Origin of the sequence: Arthrobacter phoenicis (assembly GCF_047238215.1) — a bacterium.
Classification (GTDB): Bacteria; Actinomycetota; Actinomycetes; order Actinomycetales; family Micrococcaceae; genus Arthrobacter.
This window is the reverse complement of sequence record NZ_JBDFMK010000001.1, coordinates 754,708-779,048: the sequence shown is the minus strand read 5'-3', so window position 1 is coordinate 779,048 and position 24,341 is coordinate 754,708. Positions and strand designations below refer to the sequence as shown.

The following is a 24,341-nucleotide window of genomic DNA, read 5'->3' as shown; positions in this document are numbered from 1 at the left end:
CCGAACCATAATTGAATACAACACCACAACCTGCCCCAGGGCAGGAGTTGTAACCACAGACTTCCCACCCCAGGAAACCAGCCCCGCACAGGGCAGGTCACCGGGGGAGCGGGTAAAAGGGTTACGGCGGTCATAGCGTGGGGGAAACGCCCGGTCCCATTCCGAACCCGGAAGCTAAGACCCACAGCGCCGATGGTACTGCACCCGGGAGGGTGTGGGAGAGTAGGTCACCGCCGGAACATCATTTAGGTCGAGAGCCTCCAACCACCAGGTTGGAGGCTCTCCCACTTTAACCACCAAGGCAAGGTTCAGACAGGGCTCAGACAGGGCGCCGGCTACTCCCACACCCGAACATAGTCCACCCTCATGGCCCCGGCCTCACCGAGAATCCTGGCACCGCGCCACACCCCGATGTTCAGCAGCAGGTAGTGCGGGCTGACGTTGTCGCTGGTGGCGTAGGAGTGGACCAGTACGCCGTCGTAGTACACCTCGTTGGCACCCGGCTTACGCAGTACCCCGTACGTGTGATAGCCGCCGGCCCAGCACCCGGGAACGATCCGGCTCTTCTTCCACGCCGCGGAGTGGTACACGCTCCACATGTCCCCGGCGAGCGGTTCGGCGATGTCGATCTCCCCGGTAGAGGGATAGGCCTGGCCGGCGGTCCACCAGGCGCCCCAGTTCCTGATGCTGGTCTCACAGGTGCCCGGGAAGAAGATGCGGGCCTCCGCGTAACCGGTGGTGAACTGGAAGCCGGTGTGCCCGGCCACGCCGTCGTTGGGGTTGGTGGAGAGCAGCGCCCCCGAGGAGACGTCGCTAAGCTGCAGTACGGCCTCTCCGTTGGCGATCCGGACGTTGCTGGAACAGGTCTTCACATTGTTCTTGACCGACTTGAGGTCGCAGTCATCGAACCAGTACGGCGTCCAGGCCGCGGTGTTCAGGGAGTTGAAGTCGTCGTTGAAGACCAGGTTCCAGCTCCCGGGCACACCCACCGGATTCGGGGAGGGGGAGCGGCTACCGCCGGAGCGGCCATGGTGTCCGCCGCGGGAGCCTTGATGGCTGCGGGGGCGGGCGGCACCACGGCCGGCGCCGCGCCGACGGCCTGGGGTGCGTCCGGTCCGCCGCCGAGCGCGCCGCTCATGGGTGCGGGCGCGTTCGCTCCGGCGTCGCTGGAGACCTCCGGCGGCGGAGCCGCGGCCGGACCCGGCGCGGCGGTGGGCAGGGCACTGCTGGAGAGCACCGCGGCGGCGACCAGGCAGACGATCCAGGGGACTGAGCGGTGCTTCATGGGACCACCCTCTCGAGGGTGAGGGCAGCGACAGACAGCTGCCGGTGACGGTTTGCCCTGACGACCGGTGTCCCCCCAGTCAGACCGAGCAATGTGAGGGCTGAGCGCACGATGATCCCTTCTCTCGTGTCCGGGCGGGCCCGGTACTCCCACTAGCCTTCAGGCTATGAGCGGATCGGCCCTACGTCAGGCGTACCGACTACTTGCCCCACACGGCGGACCTCTTGGATCCACCGCCCGGACTACCTGCCCGGGAACAGCCCGGAAGCCCCGCGCGTTGACTACCCTTGAGTAACACCAGAGAGCAGCAGCCACGGGAGGCCACCTTGAGTGCACGGACCATCATCATCACCGGCGCCAGCGACGGGATCGGCGCATCCGCGGCCCGGACCCTCGCGGCGCAAGGCGAGAACGTCGTCGCCGTGGGGCGTTCCGCCTCGAAAACGGCGCAGATTGCCGGGGAAATCGGCGCCGACCACTTCGTGGCCGACTTCGCCGAGCTGGGCCAGGTCCGCCGGCTCGCCGCGGAGCTGAGGGAGAAGTACCCGCGGATCGACGTGCTGGCCAACAACGCCGGCGGCATCATGGGGGATCGGCAGCTCACCGTGGACGGCCACGAGAAGACGTTTCAGGTCAACCACCTGGCCCCGTTCCTGCTCACCACGGAATTGCTCGACGTGCTCACCGCCAGCCGCGCGAAGGTCATCAACACCTCCAGCGTGGCCAACTCGATCTTCGCCCGCTTCGACATCGACGACCTCGACGCGGAGCGTAAGTACTCCACCAACCGGGCCTACGGCAACGCCAAGCTCGCCAACATTCTCTTCACCAGCGAACTGCACCGCCGCTACCACGACGCCGGGATCTCGACCGCGGCGTTCCACCCCGGCGGCGTCGCCACCAACTTCGCGGCCGAGTCCACCAGCCCCATGCGGGTGGCGTACACCAGCTTCCTCAAGCGCTTCATGCTGACCCCGGAACAGGGCGCGGACACCCTCGTCTGGCTGGCCAACGGCACCCCGGGGACGGACTGGACCTCCGGCGGGTACTACGCCAAGCGGGCGCTCTCGAAGGCCAACAAGCTGGCGTACGACGGCGCGCTGGCGCGGCAGCTGTGGGACCGCAGCGAGGCCATGGTGGCCCCGAAGGGCAGCTGACCCGGGGCGCGGGCCTGAACCAGAAGTGGCCTAAGCCGGACCGGGGAGGGCCTAGCCGGCCGCCTCGACGGTGTCGATGGCGTCCAGGGCGCTGCCCATGGTGCCGGCCAGGTCACTGGCTGGCGCCGGCTTCGCGAACAGGTAGCCCTGCAGCGCGTCGCAGCCGAGGTCCATCAGGTACTTGGCCTGCGCCGGGGTCTCGATGCCCTCGGCCGTGACCTTCAGGCCCAGGGCCTGCGCGGCGTTGATCATGGTCCGGAAGAACGGCAGGTGCTCCTTGCCGGTCTTGATCATGGCCACAAAGGACCGGTCGATCTTGACCTGGTCCAGCGGCAGCTCCCGGAGCCGGCCCAGCGAAGAGTACCCGGTACCGAAGTCGTCCATGGCGATCCGGACGCCCGCCTCGCGCAGCTGGTGCAGCTGGCGGATGACGTCCGAGTCGGCGTCGAAGAACACGCTCTCGGTCAGCTCGAGCATCAGCTGGTGCGGGTTCACCCCGGTGGAGGCGGCAATGCCGAGCACGTCACCGGCGAAGTCGCGCTGCTGGAACTGCAGGCCGGAGACGTTCACGGCCACGCTGTAGGCGGCGTCGCCAGCCAGCCACGGGCGGATCTCGGCGCAGGCCCGGCGCATCACTTCGTCGCCGATCTCCCGGATCAGTCCGCTCTGCTCGGCCACCGGCAGGAACTGGTTCGGCGGCACCAGCTTGCCGTGCCGCTCCCAGCGGGCGAACGCCTCGAACTGGACCACGGCACCGAGGCCGGGGGAGACCACCGGCTGGTAGTGCACCGAGATCTGGCCCAGCTCCACGGCCTGGCGCAGCCCGGTCTCGCCGCCGGACTGGTGCGTGGGCGTCGCGAGCATTTCCGGCCGGAACTCCAGCCAGGTGTTCTTCCCGGCGGCCTTCGCCGCGCTCAGGGCCGAGTCGGCCTGCCGCAGCAGTTCCGCGCCATCGTGGGTCTGCGCCGTCCGGGACGCCATCCCCATGCTCACCGCGGGACGGACCGTGGACCCGCCGATCCGTGCCGGCTCGTACAGGGAGTCCGAGATCCGCTTGGCGACGGCCGAGATGCTGTGGCATTCCGTGAGCAGCACCACGAACTCGTCGCCGCCCAGCCGGGCCACGGTGTCGTGCGGGCGGATGCAGTTGCGCAGCCGGCTGGCGACCTCCACCAGCAGTTCGTCCGCGGCGGAGCGGCCCAGCATGTCGTTGTAGGTGCGGAAGTCGTCCACGTTGATGATCAGCACGTCCACGGAGTCCTTGCGGCGCAGGGCCGCGGCCAGGCGCTCGTTGAACAGTGTTCCGTTGGGCAGGCCGGTCAGGGTATCGCGGAGGACGGCGGCCTTGAGCTGGTCATCGTGCTCCACCGGGGTCAGCCGCGGCAGGACGCCCGTGGTGCCCGGCACCAGCTGGGATTCCAGGGTAGTCGCGCGGCCGGGCGCGGAGGGGCCCTGCGCCGCGCGGGACGCCGTCTGGGTTCCGGTGGTGCGGGGTGCGGCGGCCCGGGCGGAGAGTGCGACGGCGGCCGGGCCGCCACCAGGCAGCGCGGCCACGGTGATCTCCACCGGAAACTCGACGGCGTCCGCACGGCGGCCTTCACCGGCGAACAGCGGGGCCGTGCCCCCGGGCATGCCGCCGTCGTGTGATCCTGCCAGCACCCTGGAGAGGGTGGCGTGCAGGCCCTCACGCGAGGTTTCGGCCAGCAGGAGGCTGTAATCGGCGCCCAGCAGCTGCGCCCGCGGGTAGCCGAAGAGCCGCTCCGCGGCGCGGTTCAGGAAGGTGATGGAGCCGTCGGGGGCAAGCAGCAGCAACGCGTCCGGGATGTGGTCCAACACGGTGTGTGCGAATGCTGAGTCCATAGTGATGCTGTCCCCCCGGAAGCAAATGATTCGATAAATATCCGCCCCATCATATGCGCCAGGCGGCATACCGGCTTCACGCCGCGACGGATATTTCCAAAGGCCCCGAATGTGTCGTCCGGAGTCCCGGACACGCGGCCCGGGTGGTGCCCTTCTAGTACACGACGAGCGGTTCCAGCAGTGATTCGATGGCCTCCACCGACTGCGCAAGGGAAGCGTCCCGCTGCGTCCCCGGCGCGGGCCGTGAGAACAGGTAGCCCTGCAGGGCGTCGCACTCGTGCTCGATCAGGTACCGGCCCTGGGCGGGGGTCTCGATCCCTTCCGCGGTGACCCGCAGGCCCAGGCTGTGCGCCATGTGGATCATCGAGGTCAGGATGGGCAGCCGCTCCTCCCCGGTGCGCAGCATGGAAACGAACGACTTGTCGATCTTCACCGCGTCCACCGGCAGTTCCTGCAGCCGCCCCAGCGAGGAGTACCCGGTGCCGAAGTCGTCCAGCGCCACCCGGATGCCGGCCGCGCGCAGGTGGCTGAGCTGGGCAATCACGTGCGAGGCGGGATCGAAGAAGACACTCTCGGTGACCTCCAGGACCAGCTGGTGCGGGTCCACGTTGCTCCAGGCGGCGATGTCCAGCACCCGTTCGCCGAAGTCCTTGTGCTGCAGCTGCACGCCGGAGACGTTGACGGCCAGGGTCCGGCCCGGATCCTCGGCGAGCCACGGCTGGAGCTCGGCGCAGCTCTGCCGCAGCACCTCGGCCCCGATGTCCCGGATCAGTCCGCTGCGTTCGGCGGTCTGGATGAAGGTGTCCGGGGCCATGATCACGCCGTCGCGCTCCCAGCGGGCCAGTGCCTCGAACTGCACCACCTCGCGCCGGTTGGCGGAGACCACCGGCTGGAAGAACACCTTGATCTGGCCCAGCTCCACCGCCTGGCGCAACCCCGCGGTCAGCTGGGTGCGTTCCATCAGGGTGGCCAGCATCTCCGGCTGGAAGTGCACGTAGCAGTTCTTCCCGGCCTCCTTGGCCGCATACATGGCGACGTCGGCCTGCCGCAGCAGCTCCGCGGAGGACACCTTGCCCGCCGCGCGCTTGGCCACGCCCAGGCTCAGGCTGGGACGCAGCAAGGCGCCCTCGATGGTGACCGGGGCGTTGAGGGTGCTCACGATCCGCTGGGCGACGGCGTCGGAGTCCCCGCAGCCTTCCAGCAGTACCACGAACTCGTCGCCGCCCAGCCGGGCCACCGTGCCGTGGGGGCCCACGCAGTTCTGCAGCCGCCGGGCGACTTCGATCAGCATCTGGTCGCCCGCGTGGTGGCCCAGGATGTCGTTGACTTCCTTGAAGTCGTCCAGGTCCAGCAGCAGCACGGCCACGGAGCCGGGGGAGTCCAGCGCGGCGGAGGCCCGTTCGTTGAAGAGCATGCGGTTGGCCAGGCCGGTCAGCGGGTCCTGGAACGCGAGGGCCTTGAGCTGGTCCGCCTGCTGCGCCAGTTCCTGAAGTGCCCGTCGGGCCTGGTCCTCCGCGACGGCCCGGGAGGTGACGTCGCGGAAGTTCCAGATCCGGCCCACCACCTCGCCGGCCACCTTCTGCGGCCGCGAGTCCAGCTCCACCGTGCGGCCGTCCTGAAATTCCAGTACGTCCTGGCTGTGCAGCTCATGGTTGGCGTAGAGCTCGGCCACCTTGGCCTTGAAGCAGTCCGGGTGCTGCAGCTTGGTGGCGATGAACTTCACCAGCGCGTAGGCGTCGTTCTCGGCAAGGATCTCGCGCGGCATGCCCCAGAGGCGCAGGTATTGTTCGTTGACGCCGGTGATCTGCCCGGAGTTGGAGACCACCACGATGCCGTCCGCCGTCGTCTCCAGCGTCGCGTCCAGCATGGAGATGGCGTGCCGCCGCCCGGCGTCGGTATCCCGGTAGGTGGTTTCCCGCACCGCGACGGCCACCGATGTCCGGGCACCGGTGCTGACCAGCGAGCAGGTCAGCTCCAGCTGGATCTCGGTGCCGTTGCGGTGCAGCCCGATTCCGGGGAAGGGCTTGATGCCGAAGGTGCTGTCGCCGCCCAGCCGGCCGAGGATGCGCAGGAAGCCGCCGCGGTCGTCCTTGGCCAGGAGGCGGGTGTGCTCCTCGCCCACCAGGTCGCAGGACTCGTAGCCGAACAGCCGTTCGGCCGCGGGATTGACGTAGGAGATGATCCCCGAGGTGGTTAGCAGCAGTAACGCGTCCGGACCCTGCGTCAGCAGGGTCTCTGCGAGTCCTTGTTCCACGTTGATGCCAGCCCCCAGGCTTTTGATGTCAAGTGCCGCCGGCCGCGCGGTGGCCAACAACTTTCAAGCATCATAGGGCCATGAGAGCCAAATCACAGTAACGGGGACCTCCGGGGCGCGGTGTCGCCGCGCAGGGCGGCCGCCGCGGCCTCCGCCAGGGCCAGTGCCGCGGGGAGGTTTGCCGCCGGCTGGGGAGTGGAGAGCATGTAGCCCTGCAGCGAATCGCAGCCCCGCTCCACCAGGTATCGGGCCTGCTGCAGGGTCTCGACCCCCTCCGCGGTAACGGTCAGGCCCAGGCCGTGGGCCATGCTGATCATGCAGTTGAGGATGGGCAGGTGCTCGGTGCCGGTGCGGATCATCTGGACGAAGGACTTGTCGATCTTCAGGGTGTCCACGGGCAGGTCCTGCAGCCGGCCCAGGGAGGAGTAGCCGGTGCCGAAGTCGTCCAGGGCCACCCGGACGCCGGCGCCGCGCAGCTCCACCAGCTGGCGGTGAACCTGGCAGTCGTCGTCGAAGAAGACGCTCTCGGTCACTTCGACCACCAGCTGGTGCGGGTTCACCCCGCACGCGGCCGCGGTGGAGAGCAGCAGCTCCGGGACATTACCCTGCTGCAGCTGCACGCCGGAGACGTTCACCGCCAGGGACCGGGCCGGGTCCGCGGCGAGCCAGGGCTGCAGTTCGGTGCAGCCGCGCAGCAGCACCTCGGTGCCGATCTCCACCACCAGGCCGCTGCGTTCGGCGGCGGGAATGAAATGCTGCGGCGGCACTAGGACACCGTTGCGCTCCCAGCGGGCCAGTGCCTCGACCTTGACCACGCGGCCCAGCCGGGCGGCGACGATCGGCTGGTAGTGGACGGTGATTTCGCCGCGTTCGACGGCGGCGCGCAGCCCGGCCTCGAGGTCCGCGCGTTCGAGCAGGGCGGTCATCATCTCCGGTTGGAAGCGCAAGTAGCGGTTCTTGCCGGCCGCCTTCGCCGCGTACATGGCGATGTCCGCCCGGCGCAGCAGCTCGGACGCGTCGGTGGCGTCGGCGCTGATCGAGGCCAGGCCCAGGCTGAGGCTGGGCCGCAGCATGGATCCGTCCACCCAGAGCGGCTCCTTCAGCGACTCGACAATCCGGGCCGCCGCGGCGTCGGCGTCGAGGGACCCGACCATCAGCACCACGAACTCGTCGCCGCCCAGCCGTGCTACAACGTCGGAGGGGCGGACACACGCGCGAAGCCGGCGGCCCACCTCGATCAGCATCTGGTCCCCGGCGTGGTGGCCGTGGATGTCGTTGACTTCCTTGAAGTCGTCCAGGTCCAGGAGCAGCACGTCGACGGCGGTGCCGCACGGGCCGGCCAGGGCATGGGCCAGCTGGTCGTTGAAGAGCTGGCGGTTGGAGAGCCCGGTCAGCGGGTCGTTGAAGGCCAGGGAGCGCAGCTGGCCGGCCTGCGCGGCGAGGTCCGCCATGGCCTGGGTGATGCGTTCCTGGTCGCGGCGGGCCTGGCTGACGTCGCGGAAGCTCCAGACGCGGCCGGCCACCCGGTCGCCCACCTTCTGCGGGCGTGAGTAGCGTTCGAAGGTCCGGCCGTCACGGAAGGACAGCACGTCGTGGCTCTCGGCCTCCGGGTCCGCGTAGAGGGCGGTGACCTTGGCCAGGAACGCCTGCGGGTCCGCGAGCTGGCCCAGGACGAAACCCATCACGGCCTCGTCGTCGCCGGTGTCCACCAGGGTGCGGGGGACGCCCCACATGGCGAGGAACTGGTTGTTGACGGAGGTGATCCGGCCATCGCCGCTGACCACCAGGATCCCGTCCGCCGTCGATTCGAGGGTGGCCGCAAGCAGCGACATGGCCTCGCGGAGCCGGGCGTCCTCTTCGGAGCGCGTTGAAATGGTCATGCGGCCGGGACCGCGCGACTGTGAGACCGACGTTGGTGCAAAGTGATTCCTCCCCTCAGAGATCATAGGGGCCGACGCCGGTCCGGCCCGCCACGGCGGGGCCGCGGCGGGCTACGGCGCGCCGGGCGGGCGGGATGCGGCGCCGGACGGGCCTTCTTCAGCGGGCCAGGCCTTCGCGGGCGGCGTCGTAGCGACTGGGCCTTGGCGACTCGCGCCTTAGCGCGGCACGGCGGCGCCGTGGGCGGACCCGGCCCCGGCCCGGCCGAGGCCCCGCACGGTCCAGCCGGCCGCGGTCCAGGCCCCGGCGTCGAGCGCGTTGCGGGCATCCAGCAGGACCCTGCGGCGGACCCGGTCCCCGGCGGCACGGGGTTCAAGGGTCCGGTACTGCTCCCATTCGGTCAGCAACAGCACGAGCTCTGCGCCGTCGAGGGCCGCGTCCGTGCCGGTCTCGAAGCGCAGCTGCGGGTGGTGCAGCCAGGCGTTGTTGACCGCCGCGGGGTCCGTGACGGTGACGTGGGCGCCGTCGTCGGCCAGCCGGCGGGCGACGTCCAGGGCGGGGGAGTCCCGGATGTCGTCGGTGTCCGGTTTGAATGCCGCCCCAAGCACCGTGACCCGGCGCCCGGCCAGGCTGCCGCCGCACAGCTCCCGGGCCGCGGCCACCGTGCGGGAGCGCTGGTTGCGGTTGATCCCGTCCACCGTGGCCATCCAGTCGTCCACCGAGTCCACTCCCAGCTCCCGGGCCTGGACGCGGAGCGAGCGGATGTCCTTGGGCAGGCAGCCGCCGCCGAAGCCCAGCCCCGCGTGCAGGTACCGGCCGCCGATCCGCGGGTCCAGGCCCATCGCGGCGCCCAGCTCATTGACGTCCCCGCCGGCCGCCTCGCAGAGTTCGGCCATGGCGTTGATGAAGCTCAGTTTCGTGGCCAGGTAGGCGTTCGCGGCGGACTTGATCAGCTCGGCCGTGGCGAAGGTGCAGACCAGCCGGGGGATCCCGGCCGTCAAGAGCGGGGCGTAGACCGCGTCCAAGGCACCGGCGACGGCGGCCGCCGCGCTGCCCGGTTGATCCGCCGCGTCCGCGCCGCCGGGGACGCCATACACCAGGCGGTCCGGGACCAGGGAGTCCTTGACCGCGGTGCCCTGGCGCAGGAACTCGGGGTTCCAGCCCAGCAGTACGTCCGGCCTGGCGGCCAGCACCCCGCCGAGCATGTCCACGGTGCCCACCGGGACGGTGGATTTGCCGATGACCGCGGAGCCCGGGGCCAGGAAGGGCAGCAGGGCTTCGGTGGCGGCGACCAGGTAGCTGAGGTCCGCGCCGTCGGAGGTCTTGGACTGCGGGGTGCCGACGCAGAGGAAGTGCAGCTGCGCCCCGGCGGCGTCGGCGAAGCTGGTGGAGAAGGTGAGCCGGCCGTTGGCCCGCCCGTCGCGCAGCAGCTCGTCCAGTCCCGGCTCGTGGAAGGGCGCGGTGCCGCGGTCCAGCTGGGCGACCTTGGCGGCGTCGACGTCGATCCCCACCACGCTGTGGCCCATCGAGGCGAGAGTGGCGGCGTGTACGGCGCCGAGGTAGCCGCAGCCGATCACGGAAATTTTCACAGGGTTTCTCCTCTTCCGGGGCGGGTGGTGGAGGCGGCGCCGGCGGGTGCCGGTACGCCGGTGGAAGCCTCGCGGTAATGGGTGACGAGTTCCTCGCCGAGGGCGTGCCAGGTCCGGCCCTGGACCGCGGCGTGGGCGGCCTCGGCGAAGGCCCGGCGCTTGGCGCCGTCGCCGGCCAGGTCCGCGACCCGGGCACGCAGCCCGGCGAGGTCGCCGGGCTCGTACAGCCAGCCGGTGCGGGAGTTTTCCACCAGGTCCAGCGGGCCGCCGCGGCCGGTGGCGACCACGGGCACACCCGACGCCATCGCCTCCTGGATGGTCTGGCAGAAGGTTTCGAATTCGCCGGGGTGGACGAACAGGTCGAAGGAGGCCACGGTCCGGGCCAGGTCTTCGCCGCCCAGGAATCCGGTGAACACGGCGCCCGGCAGCGCCGCCTCGAGGGCGGCCCGCTGCGGGCCGTCGCCCACGATCACCAGCCGGGTGCCGGGCAGGTCCGCCAGCACTGCCAGGTCCTCCACCTGCTTTTCGGAAGCGAGCCGGCCCACGTAGCCGATGATGCGCTCGCCGGCCGGGGCGACGGCCGCCCGCCAGCCGTCGTCGCGCTTGGCCGGGTGGAACCGTGCGGTGTCCACGCCCCGGCGCCACATCTGCACCCGGGGGATACCCCGGCCGCGGAACTGCTGCAGTGCGAAGGTCGAGGGAACCAGGGTCCGGGTGGCCAGCAGGTGGATCTGCTCCACCCGGTTCCACGCCCAGTTCTCGAGGTAGGGGACGCCGTAGCGGGCCGCATAGCCGGGGACCTCGGTCTGGTAGATGGCCACGGTGGGGATGCCGAGTTGGTGCGCTGCCTGCACAGCCCGCCAGCCCAGCACGAAGGGGGAGGCGAGGTGGACGACGTCGGGCGCGTAACCGGCAAGGATTCGCTTGACCCGGGCCACGCCTCCCATCGCCACGCGAACGTTGGTGTAGCCGGCCAGGGGGAGCGCGGGGAGCCGGTGGATCCGGGCCCCGAAGACCTCGTCCGGGACGCCGGTGTCATGGCCGGAGGGGCAGATCACCAGCACCTCGTCACCGCGGGCCTGGAGATGCTCCAGGACCCGCAGGATGGAGTGGGTGACCCCGTTCATCTGGGGCAGGAATGATTCGGCGACGAGTGCGATCCTCACTCCTCCACCGTGGGTGCCGCGGCTGACGGCCCGGGGTGGCGGGCGTGGCGTGCGGGGGAAGACTGGGTTAACAGGCGGGGATCAGGGCCGGCTGCCGCCGCGGAGCACGTCGGGGAGTTCGTCCACGTAGACCGTCTGCGGCGGTTCGTAGTAGATCACCAGGACCTCCTCCCCCACCGCGAAGCTGCTCTCCTTGTCGAAGGGGTGGGCGTGGAAGGCGCTGATGCCGCCGCGGAACGGCAGCATCACCTCCCCGAGCGTCCCCGGACCCACCCGGCCGGAGACCCGGCCGATCCGCCCGGTCAGGCTCCGGTCGACGTTCCTGGGCATCCTGCGTTCCTAGCTGCCCGGGGTCGGCTGCTTCGGGGCGGTGCGGCCCTGGGGACCCGGTGTACCGTCCGCCCGGGTTCCGTCCGCCCGGGCGCCGTCGCGGCCGTTCTTCAGCGAGCTCCGCAGCGCCGGGAGGTAGTCGCCCACCTGGGCAAGGATGCCGCCGACCATCCGGTTCAGTCCTTCGCCGCCGTTGAGCACCGTCAGCTGCCCCACGTGCGCGAACGGCTCCGCGGCCGCGGCGACAATGCCGGGCATGTTCTCCGCGAGCTGCTGGGAGATGACGGCGTCCTGGTTGGTGCCGAGTGCCTCGCCCCGGGCCTTGATGCCGTCCGCCTCCGCGAGGGCCTTGGCCTTGATGGCGGACGCCGCCGCGTCACCGCGGGCCTTTGTGGCTGCGGCCTCCGCCTCGCCGGTCACCCGGGTGGCGCCGGCTGCGGCCGCCGCGGCGTTGGCGTTGGCCTGCGCCTGCAGTTCGGTGCGCCGGGCGTTGGCCTGGGCCTCGAGTTCGGTGCGCCGGGCCAGGGCCTCGGCGGCGCTGATGTCCGCGGACTTCTGGCCCTCCGCCTCGGTCCGTTTGGCGTAGGCCTTCGCGTCCGCGGGCTTCCGGATGGTGGTCTGCAGCTTCTGCTCCTCCCGGTCCGCTTCCAGCTTGGCCACCTCGGTCTCCTGCACCACCACCTGCTGCCGGGCGGTGGCGTCCGCCAGTGGGCCGGCCTGGGCGGCGTTGGCGCGGGCGCGTTCGGCGTTGGCCTGAGCCTCGGACTGCTTGATCGCGGAGAGGCTCTGGGCGTCCGCGATCTGCGCGGCGGCCTCCGCCTCCCGTTCCGCGGCTTCCCGGTTGCGGGTGGCCTCGGCGATCCGGGCCTCCATCTTGACCTGGGCGATGTGCGGCTTGGCGATGTTCTGGATGTAGCCAGTGGGGTCCTGCAGGTCCTTGATCTGCAGCGAGTCCACCACCAGGCCCAGCTTCTCCATCTCCACGCCGCTGGCGCTGCGGACCTGGGAGCCCAGCTTGTCCCGCTCGCGGATGATTTCCTCCACGGTCATGCTGCCGATGATGGAGCGCAGGTGGCCTTCGAAGACGTTGTAGACCTGGCTCTGCATCTTCGGCTGCTGGCCCAGAAAGCGTCGGGCAGCGTTGGCGATGAAGGGCGGGGCGTCGCCGATCTTGTAGATCACCACGCCCTCGACGATCACCTGGATGCCCTGGGAGGTCACGCAGGAGACCTTGAGCTCGGTCTCGTTCAGGGTCAGCGAGAGGGCCCGGACCGTCTGCAGGCCGGGCACCACCAGTGCGCCCTTGCCGGTGACGATCTTGAAGTCCATGCCGTCCCGGGTTTCCAGCGTTCCACGGGTCAGGCCGGAGATGATCAGCGCCTCGTTCGGCTCCGCCACCTTCCACATCAGCTTCACCGCCACCCAGACGAGGGCGACGACGACGATCACCCCCGCGACGACGGCGAAGAACGGGATGAGGGACGTGAGATCAGGCATGGCCAACCTTTCGCGACGGTGCGTCAGGCCAGTCTGGGGTGACGGCGCCGGGTAAGTCCAGCATTTGGGCAGAAGAAGGCTGGTGCGGGCTTCGGGACGCTGCCCGGGCCCGCACCAGCGGGTACTACGACTTATCGGATTAGTTGAACTCGCTCCTCATTCGCGGCTCCCTTTCCCGGTGGTGGTTTACCGGGTATCTGCGTCTTCGGCCAGGTGCCGTGCGAGCAGCCAGCCGGCGCCAATCATTGCCACGCCCAGCACCATGTGGGTCCAGTTATCCATGGTGTTGAAGGCCAGGAAATTGGCCGCCGAGCCGACGCCCACGATCAGCCCGTAGACGGCGAAGATGATGTACAACAGGCCAAAACCCATCAGGTAATTCCGGGCTCCCATGCTGTTGCGGGACATGACGTAGCCGGTCCCGCCGATCGCGAACTGGACGATGTTCAGCAGCATCGACACCTGGAACAGATTGAGGAACATGGCGTTTGAATCCGGTCCCAGGAACCGGAGCTCGCCGTAGTGCGTGGTGATGCCCGGAATGAATCCCAGGACACCCACGGCCATGAGGACAATACCCACACCCATGCCGACGTTCTGGACGTCTGTCCGTCCGAAATGGACGCCGTGTGCATGTGGGGATGCGGTAGTCATTTTCTGCCTCCAACCACTGATTGCGGACAGTTCAATTTTACGGCGGCGGGGCCAAAAAAGCGCCGGGAATCCGGCCCCGGACGCCTGTCGGAACCCGGGACGGACGCCGCCGCGTGGCACGATGGATCACGATGAAACTGCGCGCTGATCAGACCGGGGACCGAGGCCTTCCGATGCCGTTGTGGCTGCAGGGGGCACTCGAGTCCGCACAGGCCGCGGTGATCTCCGCGCTGGTGGTGATCGCCCCGATTGTGGCCGTCTGGGCCGGCGCCGGCTTCCGCGAGAGCGGGTTCGAGTTCCTGGCCCGCCTGGCCGGCCAGGCCTGGCTTCTGATCCACGGCGTCCCGCTGCTGCTGAACGGGGTTGGGGCCGACGCCGTCGCCCGCCCGGACTCCGGCGCCCTCACCCTGATCCCGCTGGGCCTGACCCTGATCCCGTTCCTGCTCGCCTGGCGGGCCGGCCGGCGGCTGGCCCGGGCTTCCTATACGGACCAGCTCTGGCAGGCACTGGTCGGGTCCTGGCTGACCTACGCCGCGTTCGGTTTCGCCACCGGTTTCCTCTGCCGCACCGCCGAGGTAGGGGTGAGCCTCTGGGCCGCCTCGGCCGTCCCGCTGATTCCCTACGCCCTCGGCATGGTGGTGGGCGCCCGCCGCGAGGCCGGCTCCTGGAGCCGGCTGATCGGCGTCGACGCCGTGGCCTGGATCAGCCGCACCAGCCAGCACTCGCGCTGGGCCGGGTCCTACCTGGGCTCCGCCATCAAGGCCGGGTACGTGGCCGTGCTGGCCACCCTGGCGATGGCCGCGGCGCTGCTGGCCGTGGACCTGCTGATCCACTGGAACCTGATCATCGACGTCTACGAGGCCCTTGGCGCCGGGCCGGTGGGCGGGGCGGCCCTGACCATCGCGCAGCTGGGCTACCTGCCCAACCTGGTGGTCTTCGCCCTTGCCTGGGCCTCCGGGTCCGGTTTCGCCCTTGGCGTCGGCTCCCAGGCCGGACCGCTGGCCACCGCCGTCGGGCCGCTGCCCTCCATCCCCGTGTTCGCCGCACTGCCCTCCGGCCCGCTGGACTACGCCCTCGTGGCGCTGGTGGTTCCCGTCCTGGCCGGAGCCCTGGCCGGCTGGTGGTTCCTGCGTGAGGGGGAGAACCACTTCGACGAATGGCTCTCCATCAAGGTCAAGGCCCGCTGGTTCACCGCCACCGTCTCCACCCTGGTCCTCGGCGCGCTGATCGGCGTCGTGGCCGGGGCGCTCGCGGCCGGGCTGGCGTGGCTGGCCCGCGGCTCGGCCGGGATCGGGCGACTGACCGACATCGGGCCCGACCCGGTGGCGACGGCGCTGTTCGTGGCCGCCGAAACCGGGATCGGCGTCGTCATCGGCTACGCGGCCGGACCCTGGCTGGAACGCCGCCAGCGGCTTCAGGAAGCTGACCTCTCGGCGTCGACCGCCTCGTCATCCTCGGCGCCGTCCGCCCGGAGCAACTGAGCCCGGACGCCGGTGCCCTAGCGGAGCGGGGCAGGCAGGGATTTCTCCAGCGTCACCCGGCAGGTGGACGCCGCCTGCTCGGTGAGGGCGTGCCGCGCGCACTGCTGGTAATCGCGGATCTGGGTGTAGAACACGGAACTGACCAGCAGCATCAGCACCATCACGGTGGAAACCACCAGCCCGGAGATCGTCCCGAAGAGCACCATCCGGGACTCCCGGAGTTTCAGGGCCCGCACCAGCAGGACGACGCCGAGCACCACCGCGCAGAGGGTGAGCAGCGCGGCCAGCCACAGGTAGGCGACGTCGAGCTGGAAGACGAAGAACGAGCCCAGGACCACGACGATGAAGGCGCGGAAAAGGTTCAATGTTCGCAGCCGCGATTCGGCCTTGCCGCCCTGGGAAAAACTCATGGTTTCCAGCGTACGCGAGCGGCCGCCTAAGCTAAGTCAATGCGCATCGTAGTCCTTGTTTCCGGCACCGGTTCGAACCTGCAGGCCGTCATCGACGCAGTCCGGGCCGGTGACCTGGACGTGGAGCTCGCCGCCGTCGGCGCCGACCGCCCCGGGACCTACGGGGTGGAGCGCTCGGCCGCGGCGGGGATCCCCACCTTCGTGGTGGACTTCAAGGCCTACCCGGACCGCGCGGCCTGGAATGCGGCCCTGACCGAGGCCGTCGCCGCCTATCGGCCCGACGTCGTCGTCTCCTCCGGGTTCATGCGGATCGTCAGCGCCGACTTCATCGCCGCGTTCGACGGCAAGTACCTCAACACCCACCCGGCGCTGCTGCCGGCCTTCCCCGGCGCGCACGGCGTCCGCGACGCCCTGGCGTACGGGGTCAAGGTCACCGGCTGCACGGTGCACTGGGCCGACGCCGGCGTGGACACCGGCCCGATCATCGCCCAGGAAGCCGTCACGGTGGAGGACGGCGACACCGAGGAGACCCTGCACGCGCGGATCAAGACCGTGGAACGGCGACTGCTGGTGTCCACCCTCCGCGACCTCGCCGCCGCACCCAACTAACTCGCAGCAGAGGCCGTTCTGGTTCCGGGCCGGGGATCAGGGTGCCGACGGGTGTTTCGACGGAGAGTCAACTGCTGGTCAGATCGTTGATGATCGTGACGGAGTTCCCGGTATGCGCGCACGCAACGTCGTTCCGGATCTGGAGGTTCCCGGGCCCCCGGCGGGCCTTGACCCCGGCATCGACGTCTCCCGGCCGGGCACTGTGGCCGTCGGCGCCGCCGACGAGTGGGTTATCCCGTGACCTTCAACCTTCAAACATGCCTGCCAAGAAGTGCGCACCTGCCGGCTAACGATCTGTGCCAATTCTCGATACGGCGCACCCCCGCTGTCGGTAGCATTCACGATAGGAAGATGCGCGGAACCATTGGGGGCCAGAGTTATGACGGAATCGCCACCTCAGAGCTATGTCTATGCGGGCATCCCTTTGACGCCAAACGTAATAGCTGAGCTTGCCAAGACTTTGATGCGGGCTCCGATGTTTCGGCGGGCAGAACTAGTCGCAGCAGTGCAGGAATACCACAACGCCAACGGCGGCGGACCCAGCGGCTCCAATATCACCGCGTCTACCAAAAAGGCACTCCAAGTGCTCGCGCGCGATGGTTTTCTTGAGCAGACCGGAGCATACGGGTTTTGGCGATGGGTTGTCCCTCCGGAGCCAGGGGAAGTGACTGACCTCGGTCCCGGCATGGACGAGGTAGACGAAGACGCGGAAGACCTGGAACTGACCGACCAGACCATCATTGAGGGTGAGGGATCTGGCTGTGTTTACGTCTACTACTTTCCCAGCTACAAGGCCTTGGCCGACTTACAACATCAAGGCCGGTGGCCCGTCAAGATCGGAATGAGTGCCGTCAGCGATGCGAGAATCCGGATCAGTGAGCAGCAGGGCACGAGCATGCCCGAGGCACCCCTGCTGGCATATGTGAGGCGCATAGACACCCCACACCGGTTAGAGCGGTGCATCCACTCCATTTTGTTCTACAGAGGACAGCAGCTCGAGGACGCCCCCGGGAGCGAGTGGTTCAATTCGAGCCCTCATGAGGTGAAGTCTCTGGTCGACTTGATCATGTCCCCCCACCCTCAGGACTAGCCAAATCGAGGGAACCGTTGCCACCGGCACAGCTGCGTCCATGCCCACGGTTGACGTCCCGGGTGGACCGCCTCAGCAGCGGGTCAGAAGAGGGGCTGCGTCAGTCCAGCCGGCGCTGCCTGGTCTCCGGGGCGAAGAACGCCATCCACAGCACCGAGACCAGCACCAGCCCGCCGGCCAGGGCGAACGACGTGGCCAGGCCCAGCTGCGGCCAGAGCACCGCCGCGAACAGCAGCGGCCCGAAACCGGCGCCCACCCGGGAAAAGGTCGAGGCCCAGCCGAAGCCGGTGCCGCGCAGCTCCGTCGGGTACAGCTCGGAGACGTAGGCGTACAGCACCGGGATGGCCACCTGCACTACGAAGCCGAAGAGCAGCAGCCAGAACACGGCGGCCGTGGGGATGTCCACGACGACGGCGACCACCACCAGGATCAGGGCCGAGAGCGGGCCGGTGACCGCCAGGATCCATTTGCGTCCCGTCCGCTCCACCAGCAGGGCCGCCACCACCACGCCCAGCAGTCCGACGGCGGCCATCGAGGCCGTGGTCAGGAACGCCTTGTACTCCTCGAACCCGGCGCCGATCAGGATCCGCGGCATCCAGGTCAGGGACAGGTAGTAGACCAGCAGGATGGAGAAGAACAGAGCCCAGGCCGCGGTGGTGATCTTCCAGTCGTAGCGCCACAGCGCCCGCAGCTGGGTCCAGGCGCTGCCGGCGGAGAGCCGGGGGACGTCCTGCGGCTCGGGCAGGCTGTAGGCCCGGGCCTGGCCGCCGGTGGCCGCCACCAGGGAATCGATCACGGCGGCCGCCTCCTCTCGGCGGCCCTTACGGATCAGGAACAGCGGGGACTCCGGGACGCTCCGGCGGACCCAGACCACCAGCAGGGCCGGCAGCACCATGATCAGCATGGTCAGGCGCCAATCCGCGAACGCGGCCACCAGCCCGGCGGAGACGAACCCGCAGAGCGCGGCCCCCACCGGCCACCAGCCGTCCATCGCGGTGAGGACCCTGCCGCGCTGCTTCCGCGGCGTGAACTCACCCACCAGTGCGTAGTCCACCGGGATGCAGCCGCCCAGGCCGAATCCGGCCAGGAACCGGAACACCACGAACCAGGTGAAGTCGGGGGAGAGGGCGCCGAGTACCGTGAAGATGGAGAAGATCAGCAGCGTGGCGGAGAAGGCCTTTTTCCGGCCGATGGTGTCCGCGATGGTGCCCCAGACGAAGGCGCCGAGGGCCATGCCGATGAGGTTGGAGGTGCCGATCCACGCGGCGTCCCCGGGGCCGAGCGACCAGTGCTTGGACAGCAGCGGAATGAGGATGCCGTTGAGCGTGACGTCCCAGGCGTCGAACATGAAACCCAGCCCGCCGATCAGAAAAATACGGCCCTGGACCTTCCACCGCCACGGCAGTTCCTGGACCACCTGTTCGCCGCTGGGCACCGTGGTGTACGTGTTCATATCTGGCCTCCTGCAAGAACTCTACGTGCCCGAACCGACGGTCCGGGAGGTGGGCGGCCCCGGCGCGCGGGGCGCTTCACACTCGGCCCGGGCGGCGGCCCCGGGACGGGGAAGCCGGGGGCAACGCGATAAACTGGCCGCATCCCCACCCGCCGCGGCCGCGCCGCGATATAAGACGGAGACTTTTGTGAGCTTTACGCAGCATGAGCGTGTGTCCATCGACCGTGTCCCCATTCGCCGGGCCCTCATCTCGGTTTACGACAAGACCGGCCTGGAGGAGCTCGCCCAGGGCCTGCACGACGCCGGCGTCCGGATCGTCTCCACCGGCTCCACCGCCAAGAAGATCGCGGCCGCCGGGATCCCGGTGCAGGAAGTCGAAGAAGTCACCGGCTCCCCGGAAATGCTCGACGGCCGGGTCAAGACGCTGCACCCGCGTGTCCACGGCGGCATCCTCGCCGACCGCCGCGTTCCCGCCCACATGAAGACCCTCGAGGACATGGCCATCGAGCCGTTCGACCTCGTTGTCGTGAACCTCTACCCGTTCGTGGAGACCGTGAAGTCCGGCGCCGCGCAGGACGACGTCGTCGAGCAGATCGACATCGGAGGCCCGGCCATGGTGCGCTCGGCCGCGAAGAACCACGCCGCCGTCACGATCGTGGTTGACCCGGCCGCCTACGGTTCCGTCGTGGAAGCGGCCGCCGCCGGCGGCTTCGACCTGAAGACCCGTCGCCGGCTGGCCGCGAAGGCCTTCGCGCACACCGCGGCGTACGACACCGCCGTCGCCACCTGGACTGCCAGCCAGTTCCTGGACGAGGACGGCGACGGCGTCATCGACTGGCCCGCCTACGCCGGCCTGGCGCTGGAGCGCTCCGAGGTGCTGCGCTACGGCGAAAACCCGCACCAGCAGGCCGCCCTCTACGTGGACAAGGCCGCCCCGGCCGGCATCGCGCAGGCCGACCAGGTGCACGGCAAGGCCATGAGCTACAACAACTTCGTCGACGCCGACGCCGCCCTGCGCGCCGCGTTCGACTTCGACCAGCCCGCCGTCGCGGTCATTAAGCACGCCAACCCGTGCGGCGTGGCCGTGGGCTCCGCCGACGCCGCTGACCCGATCGCCGACGCGCACGCCAAGGCCCATGCCTGCGACCCGGTCTCCGCGTTCGGCGGCGTGATCGCGGCCAACCGCACCGTCACCGCCGGCATGGCCCGGACCGTGGCCGGCATCTTCACCGAGGTGGTCATCGCCCCAGGCTTCGAGGATGAGGCCGTGGAGATCCTGTCCAAGAAGAAGAACATCCGCCTGCTGACCCTGCCCGAGGGCTATGGCCGGTACCCGACCGAATTCCGCCAGGTCTCCGGCGGCATGCTGGTCCAGGCCACGGACAAGGTCGACGCCGACGGCGACAACCCCGCCAACTGGACCCTCGCCGCCGGTGAGGCCGCCGACGAGAAGACCCTCGCCGACCTCGCCTTCGCCTGGACCGCGTGCCGCGCGGCCAAGTCCAACGCGATCCTGCTGGCCGCCGACGGCGCCGCCGTGGGCATCGGCATGGGCCAGGTCAACCGGCTCGACTCCTGCCGCCTCGCCGTCGAACGGGCCAACACCCTGGGCGTCTCCGTGGAGTCCGACGTCGACGGCGCCGGCGGGGCCTCGAACGCCGATGCCACCAACGCCCCCGAGCGGGCCCGCGGCGCCGTCGCGGCGTCGGACGCGTTCTTCCCGTTCGCCGACGGCCTGCAGATTCTGATCGACGCCGGCGTCCGCGCCGTCGTCCAGCCCGGCGGTTCCGTCCGGGACGAGGAAGTCATCGCCGCGGCCAACGCCGCCGGCATCACGATGTACTTCACCGGCGCCCGCCACTTCTTCCACTAGGAACCTCCGCCCGGGAGACCGGGCGGCTCGTGGAGCCTGCATAAAAACAGCGGTCGTGCCCTTCCCCGACGGGAAGGGCACGGCCGCTGCTTTGTATGCCTGGGGAACGGCAACGGACGCGGGAACGCGGGGTCCCGATGCCGGCCTGTCGAGGGGGATGGCCGGCCGTGGAACCCCGCGTTGCCCTGTCTTTTCCTTTCCCTAGGGCGCGGATAGTCGGGGAACTGGTACTTAGGAGGCTGCGGCGGTGCTGTAGGCCTGTTGGATGACCGAGCCCCAGTACGGGCCGTACATGGTGGTGGAGTTGCTGCCGTAGCCGTAGCTGTTGATCGAGTTCTGGTAGCCGGAAGAGCTGGTGCCGATGAACCACGGGCCGCCGGAGGAGCCGCCGGTCATGTTGCACGGGATGCCCTGGGTGTTGAACTGCGGGTTGTAGGGATCGTTCTTGGCGGTGCCGCTGCAGCTCTTGAGCGATTCGCCGTTGAACGGGGCGGCGGCCGGGTAGCCGAAGGACTTGTAGCTCAGGCCGCGGGCGGCGTTGAACTGCACCCCTGAGGCGCCGACCACGTCGGAGAGGGTCTTCCCGTTGAGGGTGTTCATCACGGCGAAGCCGGTGTCATAGGTCATGTCGCCGCCCGAGCTCCACTGGGTGGGGGTGTAGAGGGCCTTGGCCGTCCACTTCCCGTAGGGTGCCGAGCCGTTGAGGTAGGCCGGCACAAAGGTGAAGTTGGTGGCGAAGGCGCCCGGGCCCTCGTTGACGCAGTGCCCGGCGGTGGACACTGTGCTCTTGTTCGCCGAGGTCACGGAGTTGCCGGAGCAGACGTAGTTGGCGCCGGCCAGGGTGAAGAAGACCTTGCCGATGTGCGGGACGGGGTTCTCGCTGGCGTTGGTCTTGGTCTGGACCTGCTTGGACTGCAGCGTGGGGGTGGTTCCCTCCACCTTCGCCGGCGCCCCCACCTCCACCGGCTTGCCCGCGTCGGCCTTCGCGGCGCCACGGTTCACGGCCTTGGCGGCCAGCACGTCACCGGGGATCGCGTTGCGCATCCGTTCGGGCGTCCAGTAGTCCGCGCCGGCGGCCTCGGTCACGGTGTGGCTGGCCACGTCCGGAGTGCCCGAGGGGGCACGTCCGGCACCGCCGGGGGAGGCGGTGGCGCTGCCGGCGGCGACGACGGCGAGCAGGGCTGCGGCGGAGAGGCTGAGCAGGCTGGTGCCCAGGGATTTGCGTGTGCGCATGGGGATCCTTTTGCGTGCGGGATGCGGTGCGGCCCGTGGGGACGGGCCGCGGTGATGGCATCGAACCTACGGCACCATGACGGACGTGTAAAGCATCTTGTCAAAACTTGTCATATCGCTTTTCGGGCCGCGTCCGCCGTCGTGCCCGCTTCACTTGGCTGCCGCCGGCCGTCCCGAACAAGCGCCGAGGCCGCCACCTCGGGTAAGTTAGAGCCGTTGAGATAACGAAGATTTCCGCAGACTTTCAGGGAGACGCCCAAGCATGGCCAAGATTATCTATACCCACACCGACGAAGCGCCGATGCTGGCTACCTATTCGTTCTTGCCGATCATTGAGGCCTACGCCTCGACGGCCGGTGTGGAGGTAGAGACCCGCGACATTTCGCTTGCCGGCCGCATCATCGCCGTCTTCGGCGACTACCTCACCGAGGACCAGCGCATCGGCGACGCGCTCGCCGAACTCGGCGAACTCGCCAAGAAGCCTGAAGCCAACATCATCAAGCTGCCGAACATCAGCGCCTCCGTGCCGCAGCTGAAGGCCGCCATCGCCGAGCTCCAGGGCCAGGGCTACGCCCTCCCGGACTACCCGGACAACCCGGCCTCGGACGAGGAGACGGACATCCGCTCCCGCTACGACAAGATCAAGGGCTCCGCCGTAAACCCGGTGCTGCGCGAGGGTAACTCGGACCGCCGCGCGCCGCTGTCGGTGAAGAACTACGCGCGCCAGAACCCGCACAGCATGGGTGCCTGGACCCCGGAGTCCAAGACCAACGTGGCCCACATGGAGGCCGACGACTTCCGCGCCAACGAGAAGTCCGTGGTGATCCCGGCCGACACCAACCTCAAGATCCAGCTGGTCAAGGAAGACGGCACCGTCAAGGTCCTCAAGCGTGCCTTCCCGGTCCTGGCCGGCGAGGTCATCGACGGCACCGTGATGCGCGCCGCCGCCCTGGACGAGTTCCTCAAGGCCCAGGTGGCCCGCGCCAAGGAAGAGGGCGTCCTCTTCTCGGCCCACCTCAAGGCCACCATGATGAAGGTCTCCGACCCGATCATCTTCGGCCACGTGGTCAAGGCCTACTTCGCGGACCTCTTCGCCACCTACGGCGAGCAGATCGCCGCCGCCGGCCTCAGCCCGAACAACGGCCTGGCCTCCATCCTCAACGGCCTGGAGGACCTCCCCGAGGAGATCCGCGGCGACGTCGAGGCTGCCATCAAGAAGGGCCTCAACGAGGGCCCCGAGCTGGCCATGGTGGACTCCGACAAGGGCATCACCAACCTGCACGTGCCCTCCGACGTGATCGTGGACGCCTCCATGCCGGCCATGATCCGCAGCTCCGGCCACATGTGGGGCCGCGACGGCCAGGAGGCTGACACCCTCGCCGTCCTGCCGGACAGCAGCTACGCCGGCATCTACCAGGTGGTCATCGATGACTGCCGCGCCCACGGCGCCTTCGACCCCACCACGATGGGCACCGTCCCGAACGTCGGCCTGATGGCCCAGGCCGCCGAGGAATACGGCAGCCATGACAAGACCTTCGAGATCACCGCCGCCGGCACCGTCCAGGTGGTCGACGACGAGGGCACCGTCCTGATCGAACACCAGGTCTCCCCGGGCGACATCTGGCGCGCCTGCCAGACCAAGGACGTGCCGATCCGCGACTGGGTCAAGCTGGCCGTCACCCGCGCCCGTGCCTCAGCGACCCCGGCCGTGTTCTGGCTGGATAAGACCCGCGCGCACGACGCCCGGATGATCGCCAAGGTCGAGGAATACCTCAAGGACCACGACACCGAGGGCCTGCAGATCGAGATCATGTCCCCGGAGGAGGCCACCGCCTTCACCCTGGAGCGCATCCGCAAGGGCGAGGACACCATCTCCGTCACCGGCAACGTGCTCCGCGACTACCTCACGGACCTGTTCCCGATCCTGGAACTGGGCACCAGCGCCAAGATGCTCTCGATCGTCCCGCTGATCAACGGCGGCGGCCTGTTCGAGACCGGCGCCGGCGGCTCCGCCCCGAAGCACGTCCAGCAGCTGCTCAAGGAAAACCACCTGCGCTGGGACAGCCTGGGCGAGTTCCTGGCCCTGGCCGTGAGCTTCGAGCACCTGGCCACCACCACCGGCAACGCCCGCGCCCAGATCCTCGCGGACACCCTGGACCGCGCCACCGGCACCTTCCTGCTCGAGGACAAGTCCCCGAAGCGCAAGGCCGGCGAGCTGGACAACCGCGGCAGCCACTTCTACCTGGCCAAGTTCTGGGCCGACGAGCTGGCACGCCAGAGCGACGACGCCGAACTTGCCCAGGCGTTCGCCGAGGTCTCCAAGACCCTCAGCGCCGACGAGGAAGCCATCGTCGGCGAGCTGCTGGCCGTGCAGGGCTCCCCGGTGGACCTCGGCGGCTACTACCGCCCGGACGAGGCCAAGGCCTCTGCCGTGATGCGCCCCTCCGCCACCTTCAGCAAGGCCCTGTCCCTGCTGGGCTAGGCACCTGAGGCGACAAACGCCGACGGCGCACCGGGTTCCC

General features: G+C 69.2%; 20 protein-coding genes and 1 rRNA gene. 8 read left to right on the top strand and 13 right to left on the bottom strand.

Going from position 1 to position 24,341, the window contains the following annotated elements; genetic code table 11:
- The first annotated feature begins 122 nt into the window (after nucleotides 1–122).
- Nucleotides 123–239: ribosomal RNA gene (gene rrf / locus ABC337_RS03475) — 5S ribosomal RNA — on the top strand.
- Between the two features lie 96 nt (nucleotides 240–335).
- Here rrf and ABC337_RS03470 read toward each other — a convergent pair.
- On the bottom strand, nucleotides 336–983 hold the full coding sequence (locus ABC337_RS03470) for a glycoside hydrolase family 16 protein (RefSeq protein WP_412893207.1): 648 nt from the start codon (nucleotides 981–983) through the stop codon (nucleotides 336–338).
- On the bottom strand, nucleotides 935–1,285 hold the full coding sequence (locus ABC337_RS03465; RefSeq protein ID WP_412893206.1) for a hypothetical protein: 351 nt from the start codon (nucleotides 1,283–1,285) through the stop codon (nucleotides 935–937). The genes ABC337_RS03470 and ABC337_RS03465 overlap by 49 nt, the downstream gene beginning before the upstream one ends.
- A 326-nt stretch (nucleotides 1,286–1,611) precedes the next feature.
- Here ABC337_RS03465 and ABC337_RS03460 point away from each other — a divergent pair, with 326 nt between their 5' ends.
- Nucleotides 1,612–2,442, top strand: coding sequence for an SDR family NAD(P)-dependent oxidoreductase (locus tag ABC337_RS03460; protein WP_412882354.1), 831 nt, complete (start codon nucleotides 1,612–1,614; stop codon nucleotides 2,440–2,442).
- Nucleotides 2,443–2,493: 51 nt separating this feature from the next.
- On the opposite strand, the gene ABC337_RS03455 is transcribed toward ABC337_RS03460, so the two are convergent.
- The 8 genes from ABC337_RS03455 to ABC337_RS03420 all read right to left on the bottom strand — a co-directional run bounded on the left by ABC337_RS03455 (nucleotide 2,494) and on the right by ABC337_RS03420 (nucleotide 13,670).
- On the bottom strand, nucleotides 2,494–4,302 hold the full coding sequence (locus ABC337_RS03455) for a putative bifunctional diguanylate cyclase/phosphodiesterase (protein ID WP_412882355.1): 1,809 nt from the start codon (nucleotides 4,300–4,302) through the stop codon (nucleotides 2,494–2,496).
- A gap of 154 nt (nucleotides 4,303–4,456) precedes the next feature.
- Entirely contained in the window at nucleotides 4,457–6,556 is a 2,100-nt protein-coding gene (locus ABC337_RS03450; RefSeq protein ID WP_412882356.1) for an EAL domain-containing protein, read from the bottom strand.
- Nucleotides 6,557–6,648: 92 nt separating this feature from the next.
- Nucleotides 6,649–8,436, bottom strand: a complete 1,788-nt coding sequence (locus tag ABC337_RS03445; RefSeq protein WP_412882357.1) for a putative bifunctional diguanylate cyclase/phosphodiesterase — start codon at nucleotides 8,434–8,436, stop codon at nucleotides 6,649–6,651.
- Between the two features lie 216 nt (nucleotides 8,437–8,652).
- Complete coding sequence (locus ABC337_RS03440) at nucleotides 8,653–10,023, bottom strand: UDP-glucose dehydrogenase family protein (RefSeq protein ID WP_412882358.1); 1,371 nt, start codon at nucleotides 10,021–10,023, stop codon at nucleotides 8,653–8,655.
- On the bottom strand, nucleotides 10,020–11,189 hold the full coding sequence (locus ABC337_RS03435; RefSeq protein WP_412882359.1) for a glycosyltransferase family 4 protein: 1,170 nt from the start codon (nucleotides 11,187–11,189) through the stop codon (nucleotides 10,020–10,022). The genes ABC337_RS03440 and ABC337_RS03435 overlap by 4 nt, the downstream gene beginning before the upstream one ends.
- 81 nt (nucleotides 11,190–11,270) lie before the next feature.
- Complete coding sequence (locus ABC337_RS03430) at nucleotides 11,271–11,519, bottom strand: hypothetical protein (protein WP_290258814.1); 249 nt, start codon at nucleotides 11,517–11,519, stop codon at nucleotides 11,271–11,273.
- A 9-nt stretch (nucleotides 11,520–11,528) separates the two neighbouring features.
- Nucleotides 11,529–13,016, bottom strand: a complete 1,488-nt coding sequence (locus ABC337_RS03425; RefSeq protein WP_412882360.1) for a flotillin family protein — start codon at nucleotides 13,014–13,016, stop codon at nucleotides 11,529–11,531.
- A 186-nt stretch (nucleotides 13,017–13,202) separates the two neighbouring features.
- A complete protein-coding gene (locus ABC337_RS03420; RefSeq protein ID WP_412882361.1) occupies nucleotides 13,203–13,670 on the bottom strand; it encodes a DUF4383 domain-containing protein in 468 nt (155 codons plus the stop codon).
- Between the two features lie 131 nt (nucleotides 13,671–13,801).
- Here ABC337_RS03420 and ABC337_RS03415 point away from each other — a divergent pair, with 131 nt between their 5' ends.
- Nucleotides 13,802–15,151 carry a cell division protein PerM gene (locus tag ABC337_RS03415; protein ID WP_412882362.1) on the top strand — a complete coding sequence of 450 codons (1,350 nt, stop codon included), beginning with the start codon at nucleotides 13,802–13,804 and terminating at the stop codon, nucleotides 15,149–15,151.
- A 17-nt stretch (nucleotides 15,152–15,168) separates the two neighbouring features.
- Here ABC337_RS03415 and ABC337_RS03410 read toward each other — a convergent pair whose 3' ends face one another.
- Nucleotides 15,169–15,561 carry a hypothetical protein gene (locus tag ABC337_RS03410; RefSeq protein ID WP_412882363.1) on the bottom strand — a complete coding sequence of 131 codons (393 nt, stop codon included), beginning with the start codon at nucleotides 15,559–15,561 and terminating at the stop codon, nucleotides 15,169–15,171.
- 39 nt (nucleotides 15,562–15,600) lie between these two features.
- On the opposite strand from ABC337_RS03410, the gene purN reads away from it, so the two are divergent.
- From purN to ABC337_RS03395, 3 genes are all read left to right on the top strand, one after another.
- A complete protein-coding gene (purN, locus tag ABC337_RS03405) occupies nucleotides 15,601–16,170 on the top strand; it encodes a phosphoribosylglycinamide formyltransferase (RefSeq protein WP_412882364.1) in 570 nt (189 codons plus the stop codon).
- 112 nt (nucleotides 16,171–16,282) lie between these two features.
- On the top strand, nucleotides 16,283–16,411 hold the full coding sequence (locus tag ABC337_RS03400; protein ID WP_412882365.1) for a hypothetical protein: 129 nt from the start codon (nucleotides 16,283–16,285) through the stop codon (nucleotides 16,409–16,411).
- Nucleotides 16,412–16,549: 138 nt separating this feature from the next.
- Entirely contained in the window at nucleotides 16,550–17,260 is a 711-nt protein-coding gene (locus tag ABC337_RS03395) for a GIY-YIG nuclease family protein (protein WP_412893205.1), read from the top strand.
- Between the two features lie 100 nt (nucleotides 17,261–17,360).
- On the opposite strand, the gene ABC337_RS03390 is transcribed toward ABC337_RS03395, so the two are convergent.
- Nucleotides 17,361–18,713, bottom strand: a complete 1,353-nt coding sequence (locus ABC337_RS03390) for an MFS transporter (RefSeq protein ID WP_412882367.1) — start codon at nucleotides 18,711–18,713, stop codon at nucleotides 17,361–17,363.
- A gap of 187 nt (nucleotides 18,714–18,900) precedes the next feature.
- On the opposite strand from ABC337_RS03390, the gene purH reads away from it, so the two are divergent.
- The gene (gene purH / locus ABC337_RS03385; RefSeq protein WP_412882368.1) at nucleotides 18,901–20,586 is read left to right on the top strand and encodes a bifunctional phosphoribosylaminoimidazolecarboxamide formyltransferase/IMP cyclohydrolase; all 1,686 of its coding nucleotides are present in this window, start codon (nucleotides 18,901–18,903) and stop codon (nucleotides 20,584–20,586) included.
- Between the two features lie 231 nt (nucleotides 20,587–20,817).
- Here the strand turns inward: purH and ABC337_RS03380 are convergent, their stop codons facing one another.
- Entirely contained in the window at nucleotides 20,818–21,819 is a 1,002-nt protein-coding gene (locus tag ABC337_RS03380) for a trypsin-like serine peptidase (protein WP_412882369.1), read from the bottom strand.
- A 262-nt stretch (nucleotides 21,820–22,081) separates the two neighbouring features.
- On the opposite strand from ABC337_RS03380, the gene ABC337_RS03375 reads away from it, so the two are divergent.
- Nucleotides 22,082–24,301, top strand: a complete 2,220-nt coding sequence (locus ABC337_RS03375) for an NADP-dependent isocitrate dehydrogenase (protein ID WP_412882370.1) — start codon at nucleotides 22,082–22,084, stop codon at nucleotides 24,299–24,301.
- Nucleotides 24,302–24,341 lie beyond the last annotated feature (40 nt).